The 19,857-nt window shown below is 65.2% G+C and carries 19 protein-coding genes; 16 read left to right on the top strand and 3 right to left on the bottom strand.

What is annotated here, in order from left to right:
* Positions 1–114: 114 nt before the first annotated feature.
* On the top strand, positions 115–1,809 hold the full coding sequence (locus RPPS3_RS02390; protein ID WP_107342677.1) for an AMP-binding protein: 1,695 nt from the start codon (positions 115–117) through the stop codon (positions 1,807–1,809).
* A 384-nt stretch (positions 1,810–2,193) separates the two neighbouring features.
* Here RPPS3_RS02390 and RPPS3_RS02385 read toward each other — a convergent pair whose 3' ends face one another.
* On the bottom strand, positions 2,194–3,195 hold the full coding sequence (locus RPPS3_RS02385; RefSeq protein WP_107342676.1) for an adenosine kinase: 1,002 nt from the start codon (positions 3,193–3,195) through the stop codon (positions 2,194–2,196).
* 376 nt (positions 3,196–3,571) lie between these two features.
* Between RPPS3_RS02385 and murJ the strand changes: the two genes are divergently transcribed.
* The 15 genes from murJ to RPPS3_RS02310 all read left to right on the top strand — a co-directional run bounded on the left by murJ (position 3,572) and on the right by RPPS3_RS02310 (position 17,646).
* The gene (murJ, locus tag RPPS3_RS02380; RefSeq protein WP_107342675.1) at positions 3,572–5,128 is read left to right on the top strand and encodes a murein biosynthesis integral membrane protein MurJ; all 1,557 of its coding nucleotides are present in this window, start codon (positions 3,572–3,574) and stop codon (positions 5,126–5,128) included.
* A 55-nt stretch (positions 5,129–5,183) separates the two neighbouring features.
* Complete coding sequence (trpS, locus tag RPPS3_RS02375) at positions 5,184–6,236, top strand: tryptophan--tRNA ligase (protein WP_107342674.1); 1,053 nt, start codon at positions 5,184–5,186, stop codon at positions 6,234–6,236.
* Positions 6,237–6,434: 198 nt separating this feature from the next.
* Positions 6,435–6,929 carry a universal stress protein gene (locus RPPS3_RS02370; RefSeq protein ID WP_107342673.1) on the top strand — a complete coding sequence of 165 codons (495 nt, stop codon included), beginning with the start codon at positions 6,435–6,437 and terminating at the stop codon, positions 6,927–6,929.
* A 147-nt stretch (positions 6,930–7,076) separates the two neighbouring features.
* Entirely contained in the window at positions 7,077–7,643 is a 567-nt protein-coding gene (locus tag RPPS3_RS02365; protein ID WP_107342672.1) for a NifU family protein, read from the top strand.
* Between the two features lie 134 nt (positions 7,644–7,777).
* Positions 7,778–8,473: a tRNA (adenosine(37)-N6)-threonylcarbamoyltransferase complex dimerization subunit type 1 TsaB gene (gene tsaB / locus RPPS3_RS02360; protein WP_107342671.1), complete on the top strand. Its 696-nt coding sequence runs from the start codon at positions 7,778–7,780 to the stop codon at positions 8,471–8,473.
* Between the two features lie 22 nt (positions 8,474–8,495).
* Positions 8,496–8,981, top strand: a complete 486-nt coding sequence (gene rimI / locus RPPS3_RS02355) for a ribosomal protein S18-alanine N-acetyltransferase (protein ID WP_107342670.1) — start codon at positions 8,496–8,498, stop codon at positions 8,979–8,981.
* A gap of 60 nt (positions 8,982–9,041) precedes the next feature.
* Positions 9,042–9,473 carry a Fur family transcriptional regulator gene (locus RPPS3_RS02350; RefSeq protein ID WP_107342669.1) on the top strand — a complete coding sequence of 144 codons (432 nt, stop codon included), beginning with the start codon at positions 9,042–9,044 and terminating at the stop codon, positions 9,471–9,473.
* 86 nt (positions 9,474–9,559) lie between these two features.
* Positions 9,560–10,219, top strand: coding sequence for an HAD family hydrolase (locus tag RPPS3_RS02345; RefSeq protein ID WP_107342668.1), 660 nt, complete (start codon positions 9,560–9,562; stop codon positions 10,217–10,219).
* Positions 10,220–10,339: 120 nt separating this feature from the next.
* Complete coding sequence (gene miaB / locus RPPS3_RS02340) at positions 10,340–11,731, top strand: tRNA (N6-isopentenyl adenosine(37)-C2)-methylthiotransferase MiaB (RefSeq protein ID WP_107346389.1); 1,392 nt, start codon at positions 10,340–10,342, stop codon at positions 11,729–11,731.
* A gap of 6 nt (positions 11,732–11,737) precedes the next feature.
* Positions 11,738–12,793, top strand: coding sequence for a PhoH family protein (locus RPPS3_RS02335; RefSeq protein ID WP_107342667.1), 1,056 nt, complete (start codon positions 11,738–11,740; stop codon positions 12,791–12,793).
* A gap of 68 nt (positions 12,794–12,861) precedes the next feature.
* Positions 12,862–13,365: an rRNA maturation RNase YbeY gene (gene ybeY, locus RPPS3_RS02330; RefSeq protein ID WP_159060637.1), complete on the top strand. Its 504-nt coding sequence runs from the start codon at positions 12,862–12,864 to the stop codon at positions 13,363–13,365.
* A gap of 1 nt (position 13,366) precedes the next feature.
* Positions 13,367–14,512 carry a hemolysin family protein gene (locus RPPS3_RS02325; RefSeq protein ID WP_107342665.1) on the top strand — a complete coding sequence of 382 codons (1,146 nt, stop codon included), beginning with the start codon at positions 13,367–13,369 and terminating at the stop codon, positions 14,510–14,512.
* A complete protein-coding gene (lnt, locus tag RPPS3_RS02320; protein WP_107342664.1) occupies positions 14,509–16,122 on the top strand; it encodes an apolipoprotein N-acyltransferase in 1,614 nt (537 codons plus the stop codon). The genes RPPS3_RS02325 and lnt overlap by 4 nt, the downstream gene beginning before the upstream one ends.
* 197 nt (positions 16,123–16,319) lie before the next feature.
* Positions 16,320–16,739, top strand: a complete 420-nt coding sequence (locus tag RPPS3_RS02315) for a helix-turn-helix domain-containing protein (RefSeq protein ID WP_011156011.1) — start codon at positions 16,320–16,322, stop codon at positions 16,737–16,739.
* 226 nt (positions 16,740–16,965) lie between these two features.
* Positions 16,966–17,646, top strand: coding sequence for a tRNA (guanine(46)-N(7))-methyltransferase TrmB (locus RPPS3_RS02310; RefSeq protein ID WP_234820199.1), 681 nt, complete (start codon positions 16,966–16,968; stop codon positions 17,644–17,646).
* Positions 17,647–17,658: 12 nt separating this feature from the next.
* On the opposite strand, the gene RPPS3_RS02305 is transcribed toward RPPS3_RS02310, so the two are convergent.
* Complete coding sequence (locus tag RPPS3_RS02305) at positions 17,659–18,504, bottom strand: phytanoyl-CoA dioxygenase family protein (protein ID WP_107342662.1); 846 nt, start codon at positions 18,502–18,504, stop codon at positions 17,659–17,661.
* A 122-nt stretch (positions 18,505–18,626) separates the two neighbouring features.
* The gene (locus RPPS3_RS02300) at positions 18,627–19,712 is read right to left on the bottom strand and encodes a DUF2336 domain-containing protein (protein ID WP_107342661.1); all 1,086 of its coding nucleotides are present in this window, start codon (positions 19,710–19,712) and stop codon (positions 18,627–18,629) included.
* Positions 19,713–19,857: the final 145 nt, after the last annotated feature.

Raw genomic sequence — 19,857 nt, 5'->3', positions numbered from 1 at the left:
GCGGGGTCGCAATGCCCTGCCGGCGGCGCTATGCTTCGTGAAAGAGGCGACAAGCCCACACGATCACGACCCGGCACTCCAAACTGTCCGGGCGCTAAGGCGAGGACCAAGGACGTGACCAGTTCGACCCCCAGCTATGTCTGCGGCGTCTCCGACGCGCCGCTGCTCGGAATCACCATCGGCCAGGCACTCGACCGCGCGGTGACGCTATGGCCCGATCGCGAAGCGCTGGTTTCACCCAGCCATGACACCCGTTGGACTTGGCGCGACTTCGCTGAACGCGTGGATGCGCTGGCCGCCGGCTTTGTTGCGCTCGGCTTAGAGCGCGGCGCCCGCATCGGCATCTGGTCGATGAACCGGCCGGAATGGACGCTGACGCAGTTCGCCGCCGCCAAAGCCGGACTGATCCTGGTCACCATCAATCCGGCCTACCGCTTGAGCGAGCTGGAATTCGCGCTCGCCAAGGTCGGCTGCGCCGCGCTGGTGACCGCCACCGCGTTCAAGACCTCGCACTACATGGAGATGCTGAATACGCTGATCCCCGAGCTGGCGACCTCGCCGCCCGGCGCATTGCAATCAGCCAAGCTTCCGAAGCTGCGCACCGTGATCCAGATCGGCGGACCGAATGCGCCGGGGACGATTGCGTTCGACGAGGTCGCGGCCATGGGCGGCGCGCGCCACCGCGACCAGATCGCGGCGTTCGCAAGCGAGCTGCAGTTCGACGATGCGGTCAACATCCAATTCACCAGCGGCACCACCGGCTCGCCCAAGGGCGTGACGCTGACGCATCACAACATCCTCAACAACGGCTACTTCGTCGGCCGCGCGATGAAACTCACCGCGGCGGATCGTATCTGCATTCCGGTGCCGCTGTATCACTGCTTCGGCATGGTGATGGGCAACCTCGCTTCCGTCACCTCCGGCGCCACGATGGTGTATCCCGGCGAAGGCTTCGACCCGCTGGTGACGCTGCAGACCGCGTCACGCGAGAAATGCACGGCGCTGTACGGCGTGCCGACGATGTTCATCGCCGAGCTCGATCATCCGGACTTCGCCGACTTCGATCTGTCGTCACTGCGCACCGGCATCATGGCGGGGGCGCCGTGCCCGGTCGAAGTGATGCGCCGCGTCAACGATGCGATGAACATGCGCGAAGTCACGATCGCCTACGGCATGACCGAGACCAGCCCGGTCAGCTTCCAGAGCGCGGTCGACGATCCGGAAGACCGGCGGGTCTCGACCGTCGGGCGCATTCATCCGCATGTCGAAGTGAAGGTCGTCGATCTCAACGGCAAGGTCGTGCCGCGCGGCCAGCGCGGCGAACTCTGCACCCGCGGCTACAGCGTGATGCTCGGCTATTGGGACGAGCCGGAGAAAACCGCCGACGTGCTCGATGCCGCCGGCTGGATGCACACTGGCGACCTCGCCACCATCGACGAGGAAGGCTTCTGCAACATCGTCGGCCGCATCAAGGACATGGTGATCCGCGGCGGCGAAAACCTGTATCCGCGCGAGATCGAGGAATTCCTGTATCGCCACCCGAAGATTCAGGACGTCCAGATCTTCGGCGTCGCCGACGACCGCTACGGCGAAGAACTCTGCGCCTGGGTCCGCCCGCGTCCCGGCGAAACGCTGAGCGCCGACGACGTCCGTGCATTCTGCCAGGGCCAGATCGCCCACAACAAGATCCCGCGCTACATCGAATTCGTCGACGAATTCCCGATGACGGTGACCGGCAAGATCCAGAAGTTCATCATGCGCGAGAAGGTCGAGGCCAAGCTCGGCCTGAAGGCGGCGAAGACGGCGTAAGCTGTCGTTGCAAGTAACAGCAAGGGCGACGTCATTCCGGGATGCGCGCGACAGCGCGCAGACCCGGAATCCCGACATGTTCTGCGAGACGCCGATGCCACGAGCAGGAGATTCCGGGTTCGCGAACTTCGTTCGCGCCCCGGAATGACTTGGGGGAGAGGCTTAGAGCGCTTCATCGATTGATTGAAGCGAACTTGGCCTTTCCAAGCGCACTAAAGTCCTCATCCTGAGGAGCCCGGCAAAGCCGGGCGTCTCGAAGGATGAGGAGCCGCAGGGCTTGCGGCACATGGTTCGAGACGGCGCTTCGCGCCTCCTCACCATGAGGTTCTGCAAGCTGCGACCGCTAGGAAGTGCAGTCCTGATTCCGTCGAAATCAGAAATGCTCTAGACCGCCAGCCCGTGCTGCTGCGCCAGTTCCTTCAGCGACACCTGCGGGCGGGCGCCGATGTGCTGGATCACTTCGGCAGCCGCCAGCGCGCCGAGGCGGCCGGCGTTTTCGTAGCCGAGGTTGCGGACCAGGCCGAACAGGAAGCCGGCCGCGAACAGATCGCCGGCGCCGGTGGTATCGACCAGCTGATCGATCGCAGCCGCCGGCACCAAAGTGACGCCATCCTTATCGACCACCGCGCAGCCCTTTTCGCTGCGGGTGACGACGCCGAGCGCGACGTCCTGAGCCAGCAGCGTCAGCGCCGCATCGAAATCCGAGGTCTGGTACAGCGAGTGCAGCTCGGCCTCGTTGGCAAAGATCAGGTCGACGGTCTTGGAGCGCATCAGCTCGAGGAATTCGCCGCGATAGCGGTCGACGCAGAACGCATCCGACAGCGTGAGTGCCACCTTGCGGCCGGCGCCGTGCGCGATCTTCGAGGCCTTCAGGAACGCTTCCTTAGCCTGCGGCGGATCCCACAGATAGCCTTCGAGATAGGTGATGGCGGCCGCCGCGATCTTGGCCTCGTCGATATCGGCAGGCGACAGATCCTGCGCGGCGCCGAGATAGGTGTTCATGGTGCGCTGGCCGTCCGGCGTCACCAAAATGTAGGAACAGCCGGTCGCCGGGCCGTCCGTTGCCGGCTTGGTGTCGAAGGTGACGCCTGCGGCGCGGATGTCGTGGGTGTAGAGCTTGCCGATCTGGTCGTCCTTGACCTTGCCCAGATAGGCCGTGCGGGCGCCGAACGAAGCCAGCCCGACGATGGTGTTGGCGGCCGAGCCGCCGGACATTTCGGTGGCCTGGCCCATGTCGGCATAGATCGCCGCCGCGCGGGCTTCATCGATCAGCGCCATGCCGCCCTTGGCCATGCCGTGCTTGACCAGGAAGTCCTCTTCGGTGCGGACCAGCACGTCGAAGATCGCGTTGCCGATAGCGAGGACATCGTATTGGGCTGAGCTCATCGATTTCGATCCATAACGGGGAGAAATAAGGAAAATCCCGCGGATTGTGCGGGTCGGGCCGGTGCATCACCGGCCGCGCGAAAGGCGCGCCGACCTATCATGTTCGGGTCGGCAGCCGCAAGCGAGGGCGGTTCCCAAGGTCGTCATGCGCGGGCTCGACCCGCCTGCGGGGCCGAAGCCCTTCGGCGCGGCGAAGGGCCGCGCATCCATCGTCTTCGCAAGATGCCCTTTCGAGAAAGGATGGATGGCCGGGTCGAGCCCGGCGATGACGGCGGGAGTAGGAAGCCTACCGGCCAACAGGGCCACCCCTTTACCAAACGGCCACTAAACCGAGCTGCGCCGGGCCGTTGCGCCGGCAATCCGGCTATAAGGCCGGATGCTTCGCCCGCTGCTCACCGTCTCCGCAGGGACTCTGTCGTCACGTTTGTTGGGATTCGTTCGCGACGCGCTGGTCGCGGCGTTGCTTGGCGCCGGCGTGGTGGCGGATGCGTTCCTGCTGGCGTTTCAGCTCGTCAATGTGACGCGGCGGCTATTGACCGAAGGCGCGCTCAACGCCGCGCTAGTGCCGGCCTGGCTGAAAGTGCGCGAGCACAACGGTCCCGCAGCGGCGGCCGCGTTCGCCGGGCGGCTGCTCGGCAGCATTGCGCTGGCGACGTTGCTACTGGCGATCCTGCTCGGCGTGTTCATGCCGCTACTGATCGCCGCGCTGGCCCCCGGCTTCATCGGCCAGCCCGCACTACTGATGGCAACCCGCGACGCCCGGCTGATGCTGCCGTATCTGGCCTTCGCCGGCCCGGTCGCGGTGATGATGGGGTTGTTCAACGCGCAAGGCAAAGTCGGCCTTACCGCGTTCTCGCCGCTGTTATTCAACATATCGCTGATCGTCGTCACGGCAGTGCTGCTGCTCGGCCACAACGACCCGACCATTGCGGCGCTGATCCTGTCCGGCACCGTCGGGGTTGCCGGGCTGCTGCAGCTTTCGATCCTGGCGGTCAACGGCCGCGGCGAACGGCTGGCGACACCGCTGCGCGCCGGGTTCGACGCGGCGATGCGGACATTCTTCGCCAAGGCGATCCCCGGAATGATCGCCAATTCCGGACCGCAGCTCCTGATCGTCGCCGGCGCCATCATCGCCTCGGCGCAGCCGGCGGCAGTGTCATGGCTGTACTTCGCCAACCGGCTGATCGAGCTGCCGCTCGGCATCGTCGGCGTTGCGATGGGCGCAGTGCTGGTGCCGGAACTGGCGCGGGCGGTTCGCGGCGGCGATCGGACAGCGCTGTCCGAAGCCGCCTCGCGCGGTCTGGAACTGGCGGTCGGAGTAGCGTTGCCTGCGACTTTCGGACTGATCGTCCTCGCCGAACCGATCGTGCGGCTGTTGTTCGAACATGGCGCGTTCAGCGCCGCCGACTCGGCCGCCACCGCGCAGGCGCTGGCTGTGCTGGCGGTCGGCCTGCCCGCCCAGGTGCTGGCCAAGAATTGGTCGGCCGCGTTCTTCGCCCGCGAAGACACCCGCACGCCGCTCGTGGCGACCCTCATCTCGGTTGCGGTCGCGCTGGTTGCCGCCGTGCTGCTCAGCCGGCTGTTCGGCGCCGCCGGGGTCGCGGCCGCGATCAGCCTCGGCGCCTGGAGCAACGCAGCCCTGCTGCTGGGGCGCGGCGTGCAGCGCTTCGGGGTCACCATCGATGCGCCGGCGCGGCGCCGGCTGGTGCTGATCGTGCTTGCATCCCTGGTGATGGGCGCGCTGCTGTGGTTCGCCGCCGGCGTGGTCCTGCCGCTGATGGCGACAGGCTCCACTTTGGTCCAAGCCGCGGCGCTCGCGGTGCTGATCGGCGGCGGTCTAATCGTCTATGCTGCAGTTTTGATGCTGTCCGGCGTCATTCGTCCTGATGGGGTGCTCCGCGCGCTGCGGCGGCCACGTGGCTTGCGCGACTAGCGCAGCTGTGCCACTTCACGGCGCCTTTTCCAGACCAAGCGCGGGAATCACGATCATGGCCATCACGCAGCGGGTATTCTCCGGCATCCAGCCGACCGGCAATCTGCATCTCGGCAATTACCTCGGCGCGATCGTGAACTTCGTGAAGATGCAGGAGACGCACAATTGCGTTTACTGCGTCGTCGACCTGCACGCCATCACCGTTCCGGTGACGGTCTGGGGCGGTCCGGACGAGCTGCGCAAGAACATCCGCGAAGTGACCGCGGCGTTCATCGCGTCCGGCATCGATCCGAAGAAGCAGATCATCTTCAACCAGAGCCAGGTGGCGGAACACTCCGAACTGGCCTGGGTGCTGAACTGCATCGCCCGGCTCGGCTGGCTGAACCGCATGACCCAGTTCAAGGAGAAGGCCGGCAAGGACCGCGAGAACGTCTCGGTCGGCCTGTACGACTATCCGGTGCTGATGGCCGCCGACATTCTGGTGTATCGCGCCACCCACGTTCCGGTCGGCGAGGATCAGAAGCAGCATGTCGAACTGACCCGCGACATCGCCCAGAAGTTCAATAATGACTTCTCGGCCTCGATTGCGGCGCAGGGCTTCGGTGACGCTTACTTCCCGCTGCCCGAGCCGGTGATCACCGGCCCGGCGACGAGGGTGATGAGCCTGCGCGACGGCACCAAGAAGATGTCGAAGTCGGATCCGTCCGATTACTCGCGCATCAACCTGACCGACGATGCCGACGCGATCGCGCAAAAGATCAAGAAGGCCAAGACCGATCCGGAGCCGCTGCCGAGCGAAGAAAAGGGCCTGGAGACCCGCCCTGAAGCCGACAATCTGGTCGGCATCTACGCTGCGCTGTCCAGCAAGCCGAAGACCGACGTGCTGACCGAATTCGGCGGCGCGCAGTTCTCCGCGTTCAAGTCGAACCTGGTCGACCTCGCCGTGACCAAGCTGTCGCCGATCGCCGGCGAAATGAAGCGGCTCTCGGCCGACCATGCCTATGTCGACTCGGTGCTTGCCGACGGCAGCGACCGCGCCCGTGCGATCGCGGCCGAAACCATGGTGGCCGTGAAGGACATCATGGGCATGGTGCGCAAGAAGGGCTGAGGCTTCGTACGCTCCCGTCATGGCCGGGCTCGACCCGGCCATCCATCTTCTTCAAAGGACTCTTGCAAGATTGGATGGATGCGCGGGTCAAGCCCGCGCATGACGTCGGGTCCGAGACGCCCGCTTGTCCTGCCCGCTGTCGCCATGGCAGCATCGCTTCGTTGCGCGGGCGCGCGCTTGGGAACTCCGGGGGCACCAATGAGCAGCCAGCGACGGAGCTATGAATCCGGCCATAAGCCGAAATGTCTGGTGATCGTCGACGACACCGCCGAGTGGGATCGCGCGGTGTATTACGGCAGCCGCTGGGCGGTGCGGGTCGGCGGCGGCGTGGTGATGCTGCGCGTCATCGAGATCCTCGACAAGAACCAGCAATGGCTCGGCGTCGCCGACGTGATGCGCGCCGAAGCGATCGAGACCGCTGAGCTTGCGCTCGACCGCGCCTCCGGCCGCGCCAACGGCGTCGCCGGGATCACGCCGGAACGGGTGATCCGCGAGGGCGACACCATCGCCCAGGTGCGCAAGGTGATCGACCAGGACGTCGACATCGTCATGCTGGTGCTGGCGGCCGACGATGGCCCGGAAGGACCGGGTCCGATCGTCACCGCGATGGTGCGCCATCTCGGCACCTTCCCGGTGCCGGTGATGATGGTCGCCTCCAGCCTCACCGACGACGACATCGACGCCCTCGCCTGAGCCTGTGCGGCCCTCGAAAACGTGAGCGTTGTCAGCGACTTTCAGCAACCTCCGGGAGAGCCCGCGGGTTGACCGTGCGTTTCCGAGCGCTATTTGCTAGGAGAAGCCTACGCACCGGCCTTGAACCGGCGACGACGGAGACATTCGATGTTCATTCAGACCGAACCGACCCCCAATCCGGCCACGTTGAAATTCATTCCCGGCCGGACCGTGCTCGACAGCGGCACGCTGGAATTCACCGATGCGGCCCAGGCGGCCCGCTCGCCGCTCGCGGCGCGGCTGTTCGACATCGATGGCGTCAGCGGCGTGTTCTATGCCACCGACTTCGTCACCGTCACCAAGGACAAGGGCGAGTGGCAGCACCTCAAGCCCGCGATCCTCGGCGCCATCATGGAGCACTACATGTCGGGCGCGCCGATCCTGGCCGACGGCAAGTCGGACGGCGAGGATGGCGATGATGACGAGTTCTACGCCGAGGGCGACGCCGAGACGGTCGAGATCATCAAGGACCTGATCGAAACGCGGGTGCGCCCGGCGGTCGCCAATGACGGCGGCGACATCACGTTCCGCGGCTTCAAGGACGGCATCGTCTATCTCAACATGCGCGGCGCCTGCGCCGGCTGCCCGTCGTCGACCGCGACCTTGCAGCACGGCATCCAGAACCTGCTGAAGCACTTCGTGCCGGAAGTGGTGGAAGTCCGCCCGGTCTCCTGACCGATAGCTGCCGCAACGCTAGGCAAGCACGACAAACAGGCATGACGCACCGCGCCATGCCCTCCATCCGAATAGTTGTCGATCGACCCGCCCGGGACATGACGCAACCGTCGCATTGCTGATATGTTAGCCGGATGCTGATCCTCGCCATTGATACGGCGCTCGACGCCTGCGCAGCAGCGGTGCTGGACACCGAGGCTAATCGGCTGCTCGCGGGCGAATCGCAGGCGATGCAGCGTGGTCACGCCGAAGCCCTGATGCCGCTGCTCGGCCGGGTGATGGACGCGTCCGGGATCGGTTTTCTCGATATCGACCGCATCGCGGTGACCACCGGGCCTGGTAGTTTCACCGGCCTCCGGGTCGGCCTCTCGGCTGCGCGCGGTATCGCACTCGCAGCCGCCAAGCCAGTCGTCGGGCTGACGACGCTGTCGGCGTTCGCGGCGCCGCTGGTGAGCGAGACCGACGACACGCCGATCCTGTCGGTGATCGATGCCCGTCACGACCACGTCTACTATCAGCTCGTCGCCGGCAACGGCACGATGATCGTACGCCCGCGGGTGGCGCCGATCGCCGAAGCGCTGGAAGCCGCGCGTTACGGCGCGCCGCGGCTGGTCGGCAACGCCGCACAGCTGCTTGCGGATCGCTGGCCGGCCCTGACCCCACCGCCGCTCGCGGTGGATCAGCGCCCCGCGCCGGATATCGGCTGGCTCGCCTGGCTGGGTGCAGCAGCAACACCGGACGCCGCGCCTGCCAAGCCGTTCTATTTGCGGCCGCCGGACGCCAAGCCGAAGATTGATCCCATCGCTCAATCGGCGCAGCCCGCCGCATGACGCGCTGCCGTATGTGCCATCAATGATGACTTGGCTGGCCGAATTCTGGGGCTACGCCGACGCTGTGGTCGAAACGGCGACGCTGCGCGATGCGCCTAAGCTTGCCGAACTGCATGCCGCTTCGTTTCATCGCGGCTGGGACGAACAGGAATTCGCCGACCTTTTGAGCGAGCGCAATACGCTGGTGCACCGACTGCGCGTCGGCCGGCGAATCATCGGATTTGTTGCATCGCGGATCGGCGCGGACGAAGCCGAAATCCTATCAATTGCGATCGCCGCCTCGTATCGCGGCCGCGGTCTGTCGCGTGAAATGCTGCTGACTCACCTCCGTCATCTCGCAGGACGTGGCGTCGCCACGGTGTTTCTCGAGGTGGAGGAAAACAATCAGCCGGCACGACGACTCTACAATCGTACCGGTTTTCAGGTGGTTGGCCGACGCGAGCGCTATTACCGACAGCCCAACGGGGAACAATTGAACGCATTGATAATGCGTCGCGACTTGTCCTGATCGCCTTACAGTGGCAGAACAATGCCCAATAACCATTCACCCGCAACCACGTTGACGCCGATGTCCGAACCCAAGGCAACCGAAATCGAAGCCCGCTGCGCCGCCACCGGCATGCGCATGACGGAGCAGCGCCGCGTGATCGCGCGAGTTCTGGCGGAGTCGGAAGATCATCCCGACGTCGAAGAACTGTACACCCGCTGCGTTGCGATCGACGACAAGATCTCGATCTCGACGGTGTACCGCACCGTCAAGCTGTTCGAAGATGCCGGCATCATCGAGCGTCACGACTTCCGTGAAGGCCGCGCCCGCTACGAGCAGATGCGCGACAGCCATCATGACCACCTGATCAACCTGCGCGACGGCAAGGTGATCGAGTTCACCAACGAAGAGATCGAGAAGCTGCAGGCCGAGATCGCCCGCCGCCTCGGCTACAAGCTGGTCGATCATCGGCTCGAACTGTATTGCGTGCCGCTCGAAGACGATAAGTCCTGAGCCGATCGCACGCCGACGCATCTGCCGATCGCCGCGAGCTTACCGGCTCGCGGCGTTACTAGTTTCAATTGCAGCCGGCCGCAGATGTGACTCCCGAACTTGTTATCTTCGATTGTGACGGCGTCCTGGTCGACAGTGAGCTGATCTCCTGTCGGGTTCATGCCGAAACGCTGACCCGCTACGGCTATCCGATCACGCCGGACCAGGTCGCGGCGCGTTTCCTCGGCCGGTCGGGTCGCGAAGCCCGGCGCGAGATCGAAGCCGAGATTGGCCGGCGCTTCGCCGACGACATCGAAACAAACCTGCTCGGTGCACTGCTCCGCGCCTTCGCCGAAACGCTGCAGCCGATCCCGTTCGTCACCGAGGCGCTCGACACGCTGGAGCAGCCGTTCTGCGTCGCCTCGAGCGGCACGCTGGATCGGATCCAAGTCGCGCTGACCCATGCGGGTCTGCTCGGCCGGTTCGCTCCGCATCTGTTTTCAGCCGAGCAGGTCGCGCACGGCAAACCGGCGCCGGATCTGTTCCTGTTCGCGGCGGCGCAAATGCGAGCCGCCCCGGAGCGCTGCGTGGTGATCGAAGACAGCGTGCCGGGGGTGCTGGGGGCGAAGGCAGCCGGCATGACCGTGCTGGGGTTTCACGGCGGCGGCCATTGCACCGACGCCAGCGCGGCCGCGCTGACCGCCGCCGGGGCCGATCGGTGTTTTGCCGACATGCGGCAACTGACGATAATCATTGAAGAATTTTAGCCGCCCGACGGACTGTGCGCGGCAAATCGCCGGTCGCGGCTGGATTTCGCCGGGTTTCGCCTATAAGTGACGGGCAACGCGCTGGAAAACGCGCGTTTTTTGTTTGGGCTCCCGCACACGATGTCTCCGCCGCGCAAGCTGCACATCAAGTCATACGGCTGTCAGATGAATGTCTACGATGCCCAGCGCATGGTGGACGCGCTGGCGCCGGAAGGCTTTGTCGAGACCGCGAACGTGGATGACGCCGATCTGGTGATCCTGAACACCTGCCACATCCGCGAGAAGGCGTCCGAGAAGGTCTATTCCGAGCTCGGCCGGCTGCGCGTCGCGCGTGACGAGGCCGCAGGCCAAGGCCGGCGGATGCAGATTGCGGTCGCGGGATGCGTGGCGCAGGCCGAAGGCGAAGAAATCATCCGCCGCGCGCCGGTGGTCGATGTCGTGGTCGGGCCGCAGAGCTATCACAACCTGCCGCACCTGCTGGCCAAAGCCGAACAGCTCGGCCGGGCGCTGGAAACCGAGTTCCCGATCGAGGACAAGTTCGGCGTGCTGCCGCAGCCGGCGCCGGACGCGATCCGTGCTCGCGGCATCTCGGCCTTCGTGACGGTTCAGGAAGGCTGCGACAAGTTCTGCACCTTCTGCGTCGTGCCCTATACCCGCGGCGCCGAGATGTCGCGGCCGGTGGCGGCGATCGTCGAGGACGTCAAACGGCTCGCCGAAAACGGCGTCCGCGAAATCACGCTGATCGGCCAGAACGTCAACGCCTATCACGGCGACGGGCCGGACGGCCGCACCTGGTCGCTCGGGCGCCTGGTGCGGCGCCTGGCCGAGATTCCCGGCATCGTCCGGCTGCGCTATTCGACTAGCCATCCGAACGACGTCGATGACGATCTCTTGGCCGCGCATAGCGATCTGCCGGCGCTGATGCCGTTCGTGCATCTGCCGGTGCAGTCGGGTTCCGACCGGATTCTGGCGGCGATGAACCGCAAGCACACCGCCGACGATTATCGCCGCGTGATCGACCGGTTCCGGTCGGCTTCCGCAGCAATCGCATTCTCGTCGGACTTCATCGTCGGTTTCCCGGGTGAAACCGAACGCGATTTCTCCGCGACTCTCGCGCTTGTCGCACAAATCGGCTACGCTGGTGCGTATTCGTTCAAATACTCGCCGCGGCCCGGCACGCCCGCGGCGGACATGCCGGAGATTGTGCCTGCAGCGGTCATGGACGAGCGGTTGGAGCGGCTCCAGCAATTGATCGACCAGCAGCAATCGGCCTTCAACAAGGCCGCGATCGGCCGGACCGTGGAGGTCCTGTTCGAGCGCGCCGGCCGCAAACCCGGCCAGATCGTCGGCCGCACCGCTTATCTGCAGCCCGCCCATGTGATGGCGCCCGACAGCATCATCGGACAGGTGCTGCCGGTCCGCGTCGACAGCCTCGAACGCTACAGCCTGCTCGGCGAACTCGCATCCGCAACCTCCCGGCCGGCCGATGCGATGGCCGCCACAGGAGCCTGAGCCCCCTTGGTCAAAAGCGCACCGGAATCGTCTTCGTTCGTTTCCCGCCGCAAACCCGATCGCGACAGCTTGAACCCGCCTGAAACCCAGGTCGTCATCGATTTCGACGACAACCGTGCCGCCTCAGCTCTGGTCGGTCCCTACGGCCAGAACCTCGCTCAGATCGAGCGCAGGCTCAGCGTGGTGGTGGATTCGCGCGGCAACCACATCACCATCGGCGGCTCACGCGAGGGCTGCGACGCAGCGCGGCGCGTGCTGGAAACGCTGTATGCCCAGGCGGTGTCGGGCCACGATCTGGTGCAGGGCGACGTCGAAGGCGCGATCCGCGCCGTGATCGCCCAGGGCTCGCTGTTCGAATTCGACACCAAGCAGCCGTCCGCCACCGCGTTCGAGGCGATCAATTTGCGCAAACGCCCGGTCCGGGCCCGCACCGCCGCGCAAGACTCCTACATCCGCGCGCTGAAGCGCCACGAGCTGGTATTTGGCGTCGGCCCGGCCGGCACCGGCAAGACCTGGCTGGCGGTGGCGCATGCCGCGCAGCTGTTCGAGCGCAAGGAAGTCGACCGCATCATCCTGTCGCGACCCGCGGTCGAAGCCGGCGAACGGCTCGGCTTTCTGCCCGGCGATCTGCGCGAGAAGGTCGATCCTTACTTACGGCCGATCTACGACGCGCTGTACGACCTGATGGATGCCCGGATCGTCGAACGCGCGCTGCAGTCCGGCGAGATCGAGATCGCGCCGCTGGCGTTCATGCGCGGCCGCACCCTGACCAACGCAGCGATCATCCTCGACGAGGCGCAGAACACCACGTCGATGCAGATGAAAATGTTTCTCACTCGTCTCGGCGAGAACAGCCGGATGATCATCACCGGCGACCCCAGCCAGGTCGACCTGCCGAACGGCCAGACCTCCGGCCTGTCCGAAGCGGCCCGGCTGCTATCCGGCGTCGAAGGCATCGCCCAGGTCCAGTTCAGGGCCGAGGACGTGATCCGCCACGAATTGGTGGCGCGGATCGTCGCCGCCTACGAAGGAGCGCCGTCACCGGCGAATGGTAAGTCGTGATGTCGCAGCCACGCCCTGGGCGCCACCCCGATTGCAACGGGGCGGACCCGGATAGTAATTTTGCCTCGATGACCCGTAGTGCTCGTCCATTCACAGAAGTCGTGATCGAAGCCGATTGCTGGCAGGCCGAAGCATCGGCTGAAGCAACCGTGCTGCGCGCAATCGAAACCGCCGCCGATGCGATCGACGCCGACACCGGCGGCGCCGAGCTGGCCGTAATGCTGACCGACGACGATCACATCCGCCAGCTCAACGCCTCGTTCCGCGGCAAGGACAAGCCGACCAACGTGCTGTCGTTTCCCGCAGCCCAACCCGAGGTGCAGCCGGACGGCGCGCCGCGGATGCTCGGCGACATCGCGATCGCGTATCAGACCGTCCGCCGCGAGGCCGACGACGAAGACAAACCGTTCGATCACCACCTCAGTCACCTCGCCGTGCACGGCTTCCTGCATCTGGTCGGTTACGACCACGAGACCGATGAGGAAGCCGAGGAGATGGAAGACGCCGAGCGCGCAATCCTGGCGCGGCTCGGGATTCCGGATCCGTATGCAGGCCAGGATCGGGTGAGCTGACATGCCCGACGGCGACAGAGCTCAGACCGGTTCGCAAGCTTCGCTGCAGGACTCGACGCGCGGCCAGTTACCCGCGGTCGTGCACCAGGGCGAAGTGCTGCATCCGCATGGCGGCAACTGGCTAATCCGTGCGATCCGTTCGCTGTTCGGCTGGAAACCCGGCTCGGTGCGCGACGATCTGCAGGTCGTCCTCGACACCAGCCCGCCCGACGACTCCGGCTTCTCGACGCTCGAGCGCACGATGCTGCGCAACATCCTCGGGCTGCACGATCGCCGGATTGCCGACGTGATGGTGCACCGCGCCGACATCGTCGCGATCAAGCAGGACATCCAGCTCGGCGAACTGCTCAGCCTGTTTCAGGACGCGGCGCATTCGCGGCTCGTGGTTTACAACGAGACGCTCGACGATCCGGTCGGCATCGTTCACATCCGCGACCTCGTGGCGTTCATGACCGCGAAGGCGAAGGTGCCGCCGGCAACGGTTGCCAAGCGCAAGAAAGCGCTGCCCGCCGGGCTCGACCTCCGCGCTATCGATCTGAAGATGCCGCTGACCGAAACCGGGATCATCCGCAAGCTGCTCTACGTGCCGCCATCGATGCGGGCGATCGACCTGCTGGCGCAGATGCAGGCGGCGCGGATTCATCTGGCGCTGGTAGTCGACGAATACGGCGGCACCGACGGCTTGGTGTCGATCGAAGATATCGTCGAACAGATCGTCGGCGAAATCGATGACGAGCACGACTCGACCGAGCCGCCGTCGATCGTGCGCCAGGCCGACGGCTCGTTCATCGCCGATGCGCGAGCCAGTCTGGAAGACGTCCGCGCCATGATCGGCGATCAGTTCGTCACCGGCGAAGCGGGCGAAGACGTAGAAACCCTCGGCGGCTACCTCGTCAATCACGTCGGCCGGCTGCCGGTGCGCGGCGAAGTGATCGCCGGCCCCGGCACCTTCGAATTCGAAGTGCTCGATGCCGACCCGCGGCGGGTGAAGCGGCTACGGATCGGGCCGCGCAAGGAACGCCCCGCCCCCCGCACACGCGACAGTCGGCGGCGCGAGACCGCGACCGATTCCGCTGCGCCGCCGACCACGGACGGCAGCGGCTCCACCTCATCCCCAACGACCGGCGACGGGACCGGTTCGCCGTGACGCGTCGGAGTGTGCTGAGCCGGATCGCCTCGGGCATCATCCTGGCGTGGGGCTGGAAGCGCGCTGTGATCGCGCTGCTGGCCGGCGCACTCTCCTCACTGGCGATGGAGCCGTTCAACGCCTGGCCGGTTCTGTTCATCACCTTCCCGATCGCGGTGTGGCTGATCGACGGCTCTGCGGCCGGCAAGCGGCGCGGCGTCCCGGCTGCGGCGATGGCCGGCTGGTGGTTCGGCTTCGGTTATTTCGTCCCCGGCCTGTACTGGATCGGCTACGCGTTTCTGGTCGATGCCGACACCTTCGCCTGGCTGCTGCCGGCCGCGATATGTGGCTTGCCGGCCTATCTGGCGCTGTTCACTGCGCTCGGTTTTGCGCTGGCACGGCTGCTGTGGCGCCCCGATAGTCTGCGCATCCTGTCGCTCGCCGTCAGCCTGACGATCAGCGAGTGGATACGTGGCCACCTGCTCACCGGCTTTCCCTGGAATGCGTTCGGCTACGCCCTGACCGAGCCGCTCGCGCTGGCGCAAAGCATCTCGGTGATCGGCATCTGGGGACTGACGCTGCTGGCGGTGGCGATCTTTGCCTCGCCCGCGGTGCTGATCGATGGCGGCACCACCGCCAAGCGGCGCTGGGCGGCGCCGGCGATCGCCCTCGGCGTGCTGGCCGCGATGGCGGTGTTTGGCGGCATTCGACTCAAATTGTCGCCAACCCAGCTCGTCGACAACGTCCGGCTGCGGATCATGCAGCCCAACCTGCCGCAGGACGCGCGCTTCAATTATTCTGCCAAAGCCGACGTGATGCAGAAATATCTGTCACTGTCGGACCGCTCGACAGGGCCGAAATCGACCGGGGTGCGCGACGTCTCGCTGCTGATCTGGCCGGAATCGGCGTTTCCGTTCTTCCTGTCGCGGGAAGCGGATGCGATGGCGCAGATCGCAGAGCTGTTGCCGAAAGGCACCGTGCTGCTCACCGGGGCGGTCCGCCCGCCCGAATTACCGCCGGGGCGCCGGATTACCCGCGCGTACAATTCGATCTACGCGATCGATCATGATGGCAGCATTTTGTCGGTCTACGACAAACTCCATCTGGTCCCATTCGGCGAATTTCTGCCGTACCAGAATCTGATGGAGAAGATCGGCTTCGTCCAACTTACCAAGGTGCAGGGCGGATTTTTATCCGGTGTGTCGCGTCATAACCTCGAACTGCCCAACGCCCCGCCGCTGCTGCCGCTGATTTGTTACGAGGCAATTTTCCCGGACGAAATTGCGATCGGCAACAACCGTCCCGGCTGGATGCTGAATCTCACAAACGACGGCTGGTTCGGCATTTCCAGCGGCCCCTATCAGCACCTGCAGCAGGCGCGGATGCGCGCCATCGAGCAGGGCCTGCCGCTTGTTCGCGCAGCGAACACCGGCGTTTCCGCAGTGATCGATCCGGTCGGACGGATCGTCGCAGAGCTCGGCCTCGGCGTCGAAGGGGTGCTGGATTCCGGGCTGCCGGCACCGGTGGCACCGACGATCTATGCGCGGGTGGGCGAACTTCCTGCAGCCGTGCTGGTTGCGTTAGTGATGATGCTTGTACTATTACGAAAGCGCTCACCGGGCTCGTGCTAATACGCGGATCGGCGACGCAACCAGAGATTAAGTTCGAGAAAATTCGCACTCGCGTAGCCCGCGAATTTTCCTCGGCGTAAATTAACGCCGAATCCCCGTTGGATTCCAAAGACATTTGACGACTCCAATATTTGAGGCGTATTCCAACCCGCATGCGCTAACTGTTGGCGTATGCACGTGCCTGAGGAGTGAGTGAGATGTCGACTAAAGCGCCCAATCCTGTTGACAAATACGTCGGCAGCCGTGTGCGCATGCGACGCATCATGCTGGGCATGAGTCAGGAGAAACTCGGCGAAGCGCTGGGTCTGACTTTTCAGCAAGTGCAGAAATACGAGAAGGGGACCAACCGCGTCGGCGCCAGCCGCATTCAGCAGATCGCTGAAGTCCTGCAGGTCCCGGTGTCCTTCTTGTTCGAAGGCGGCCCGAGCGGCGGCCTCGCTAACGGCAACGGCTTCAGTGAGGCGCCGTCGCCTTCATACGTGTCCGACTTCCTCGCGACTTCCGAAGGTCTGGCGCTCACCCGCGCCTTTACCAAGATCACCGATGCCAAGCTTCGTCGCAGCATCGTCGATCTCGTCGAACGGATCGCCGCGCGCGAAGCGGACGAGACGAACTGATCGATCGACCTCCGTCGCGCCGGCCTCCGCAAATGATATAAGCGGGGCCGGTTTTTCGTTCACGGTCGAAACAAGATGGCGGTCCTGTATGCAGGGCAGCCTGTCGAAGAAGTGCGAGCGCGGTCGCTTGATGTTCAATATTGATCACCCAGACTCGGCGCCGGACACTGAAGATCACCGGGACACTGAAGATCACGATGGCGAAGATCACGATGGTGACGTCGTGATGCACGGCCAGGGATCGTTCTTCGGCCGCCGCAAGGGCCACAAGCTGCGCGCCCATCAGGCCGACCTGATCGAGAACCTGCTGCCGCATTTGTCGCTGCAGATCGACGCTCCGGCGCCCGAACCGCTCACCAATTTGTTCGATCCTCCGGTCGAGCATATGCGGCTCGAAATCGGTTTCGGGGGCGGTGAACACCTGATCGCCGAAGCGCTTGCGCATCCAAACACGGGCTTCATCGGCGCCGAGCCTTACGTCAACGGCATGGCGAAGATTCTGGCGCGGATCGAGGCCGAGAACATCCGCAACATCCGGCTGTTTGCCGGCGACGCCTCGGAGCTGCTGGCCTGGGTGCCGGCCGGCTCGCTGGCGCGGATCGACCTGATCCATCCCGATCCGTGGCCGAAGCGCCGACACTGGAAGCGTCGCTTCGTGCAGGACGCCACCGTCACGGCGATGGCACGCGCGCTGACGCCGCACGGCGAATTCCGCTTCGTCAGCGACATCGACGGCTACAACGCCTGGACGCTGGCGCATCTGCTGCGTGCGCCGAGCTTCGACTGGCTCGCCCAGCGCGCCGACGATTGGCGCAAGCCCTGGCCCAACTACACGATGACGCGCTATGGCCGCAAAGCCGAACGCGAGGGCAGGCGCGCCAACTATCTGCGTTTCGAACGACTCTAATCTGTCCGGCGATTAGTTCGCCTGCGCGGCGAGCCTCGCCTTCCGCACGTCGGTCGCCTCCCACACCATTCGCTTGCCGCGTTCGCGTCCGAGCAGTTCGATCGGATCGTGATTGTCGATGTGGCCGAACTGACCTTTGTACACGCTGTAGCCGCACAGCTCCTGCAGCCGCCGCGGAAAGCGCTGAGCGATCTCCTGCGGAATCCCGAGCTGCAGGTTTTCCTGCTGCCGCATCCACCCCCAGCAATAGGCGCAAGAGAATGCGAAGCGGCGAGCCTCCGAGGTGTTGGGGCCGCCGCCGTGCCACAGCGCGCTGTCGAACAGCATCACGCTGCCGGCCGGCATCGTCGCGGTGAGCGCGTCGTAGTCCTGGCCGTACACCGGCGAGGTCGCGTACTTATGACTTCCAGGAATGATCCGGGTCGCGCCGTTGGTTGCGGTGAAATCCGACAGCGCCCAGATCGCGTTTAGCGTGATCGGAATGTGCGGCCGCGGCAGCGGAATGAGTTGCGTATCTTCGTGGATCGGCTGCGCCTCCTGGCCGGGCCCGAGCACCAGTGAACAGAACGACGAGAGCAGGCACTCCTTGTCGAGCACGGCCTCGACGATCGGCAGCACGCTGCTATGCAGCGGCACGTCCCAGAACACCTCGTCGTAAGTGAGCAGGTTGTTGACCCGGAGCGTCTTGAAGCCTTCGAACGACGTCTTGGCGCAACCGAGCTGATGGTCACGCTCGATCCGTTCGACAGCACTGATCAGTGCAGCGACCAATGCCGGGTCCGCAGCCCGTTCGATCACGGTGTAGCCGTCGTCGCGGATACGCTGGGCATGCGTGGTGATGTCAGCTTCGCTGAGCATAATCATCCTCCCTTGTCGGCGCTGTTGGCGCGCCGTTGAGGCAAGCATAGAGCGATTTTGACCGAAGTGGACACTGCTTTGCGCGGGAAGAAGACGCGCGAGCTGGCAGCCGCGCGGGCGGCTCAGGCGTCGGCCTGCCGCATCTTCCAGAAGCCGAGCACGCGCTGCGCCGTCGACAGCGCCAGGCGCTCGAAATTGTGCTGCGCTTCTTCAACGTCCGGGCAAGCCACCGACCGGTCCGGCCCGAGCCGCAGCCCGATCAGGGCGCGCACCGTCGCCCAGCCGAAGCCGAGCGCCTTGCCGAGGATCAGCACCGGGTCGTGCCGCTCGCCGGACATCATTTGATCAAGGGTGGAGATCCGCGTGCCGGTCATCGCCGACAGCGCCGCCACCGTCTCCTCGTATTGATGCGCCCGCGCGAAGCCGAGCACGGTCGCTTCGTTGAGTTCGCCCTTGTTGTGCAGCTCCACCACCGAGCGCTGCGCGGCGTCGAAGTCGCGCTGCACCGACGGCTGCCGCGACTCGCCGGCGAGCTCGCGCATCGCCCGGTTGATCGCAATCCGCGCACTCGGCCGCGCGCTTTCGAACAGGCGCCGGCGCACCAGATCGGTCGAGCACGCCAACAGATCCTTCAGCCGCGGCGGTGACAGATCGTCCCGCGTGCCGACCGCGATCGCCAACACCCCGTCCTGCGCGGCACGGCGGATCAGACCATTGAAGCCGGTCGCGGAGAATTCGGCCCCCGCATTGCTGGCGACCTTGCGCACCACGTCGCGGTCGCCACGACGCACGATCACGTCGGTGACCGGCGGCGAAATGCTCGGCCGTTCTGAGATAGCGAGCAGATGCGTCTGGCCGCGCAGCCTGGCGAGCTCGACCAGCGTCGGATCATCGAGCATCATCGAACGCCGCAGCAGCGGTCCGGCGATGCCAATGTCTTCGTCGTGCACCAGCTGCCGGACCAGTTCGGGCGGCGCATTGCTGATTTCCGAAAACCGCCGCGCCAGTTCGCTGCGAACTTCGACGTCGATCTCCGGCACCAGCGTCAGCAGGATGCCGTCGAACAGCGCGACATGATCGGGCTGGAAGCTCTCGGCGCCCCGAATGTACAGGTCGGAAATCCGGCGCACGGCGTCGGCGCGCCGGACGGGATCGCCCTGCCTGACAATGTCATCGAGTTCGGGAAGCAGAGATGTAGCGGCAGGCATCCATCGTTCTCGCGGGCGGGCCGCATTGGTACGGCTGGAACCTAAAGGCGCTGCGTGAACGAAGAGTTGAGCTGTGGCGTCGCATTTGCTGCGGGCTGCCCCGAGGATCGGCCCAGGGCGGGGGCTCTGCACGGCTCTTGTCGCT

The sequence above is a fragment of the Rhodopseudomonas palustris genome (assembly GCF_003031265.1).
GTDB lineage: Bacteria > Pseudomonadota > Alphaproteobacteria > Rhizobiales > Xanthobacteraceae > Rhodopseudomonas > Rhodopseudomonas palustris_H.
Note: the sequence above shows the minus strand (reverse complement) of the source record. Positions and strands in the feature narration are given on the sequence as shown.

Bases quoted from the DNA above. Each gene is read 5' to 3' on its own strand.
- RPPS3_RS02350 (WP_107342669.1), top strand. From the start codon at position 9,042: ATGTCCGAACCCAAGGCAACCGAAATCGAAGCCCGCTGCGCCGCCACC.
- trpS (WP_107342674.1), top strand. From the start codon at position 5,184: ATGGCCATCACGCAGCGGGTATTCTCCGGCATCCAGCCGACCGGCAAT.
- RPPS3_RS02385 (WP_107342676.1), bottom strand. From the start codon at position 3,195: ATGAGCTCAGCCCAATACGATGTCCTCGCTATCGGCAACGCGATCTTC.
- RPPS3_RS02310 (WP_234820199.1), top strand. From the start codon at position 16,966: ATGCACGGCCAGGGATCGTTCTTCGGCCGCCGCAAGGGCCACAAGCTG.
- ybeY (WP_159060637.1), top strand. From the start codon at position 12,862: ATGACCCGTAGTGCTCGTCCATTCACAGAAGTCGTGATCGAAGCCGAT.
- murJ (WP_107342675.1), top strand. From the start codon at position 3,572: ATGCTTCGCCCGCTGCTCACCGTCTCCGCAGGGACTCTGTCGTCACGT.
- miaB (WP_107346389.1), top strand. From the start codon at position 10,340: ATGTCTCCGCCGCGCAAGCTGCACATCAAGTCATACGGCTGTCAGATG.
- RPPS3_RS02300 (WP_107342661.1), bottom strand. From the start codon at position 19,712: ATGCCTGCCGCTACATCTCTGCTTCCCGAACTCGATGACATTGTCAGG.
- tsaB (WP_107342671.1), top strand. From the start codon at position 7,778: ATGCTGATCCTCGCCATTGATACGGCGCTCGACGCCTGCGCAGCAGCG.
- RPPS3_RS02315 (WP_011156011.1), top strand. From the start codon at position 16,320: ATGTCGACTAAAGCGCCCAATCCTGTTGACAAATACGTCGGCAGCCGT.
- RPPS3_RS02365 (WP_107342672.1), top strand. From the start codon at position 7,077: ATGTTCATTCAGACCGAACCGACCCCCAATCCGGCCACGTTGAAATTC.
- rimI (WP_107342670.1), top strand. From the start codon at position 8,496: ATGATGACTTGGCTGGCCGAATTCTGGGGCTACGCCGACGCTGTGGTC.
- RPPS3_RS02370 (WP_107342673.1), top strand. From the start codon at position 6,435: ATGAGCAGCCAGCGACGGAGCTATGAATCCGGCCATAAGCCGAAATGT.
- RPPS3_RS02305 (WP_107342662.1), bottom strand. From the start codon at position 18,504: ATGCTCAGCGAAGCTGACATCACCACGCATGCCCAGCGTATCCGCGAC.
- RPPS3_RS02325 (WP_107342665.1), top strand. From the start codon at position 13,367: ATGCCCGACGGCGACAGAGCTCAGACCGGTTCGCAAGCTTCGCTGCAG.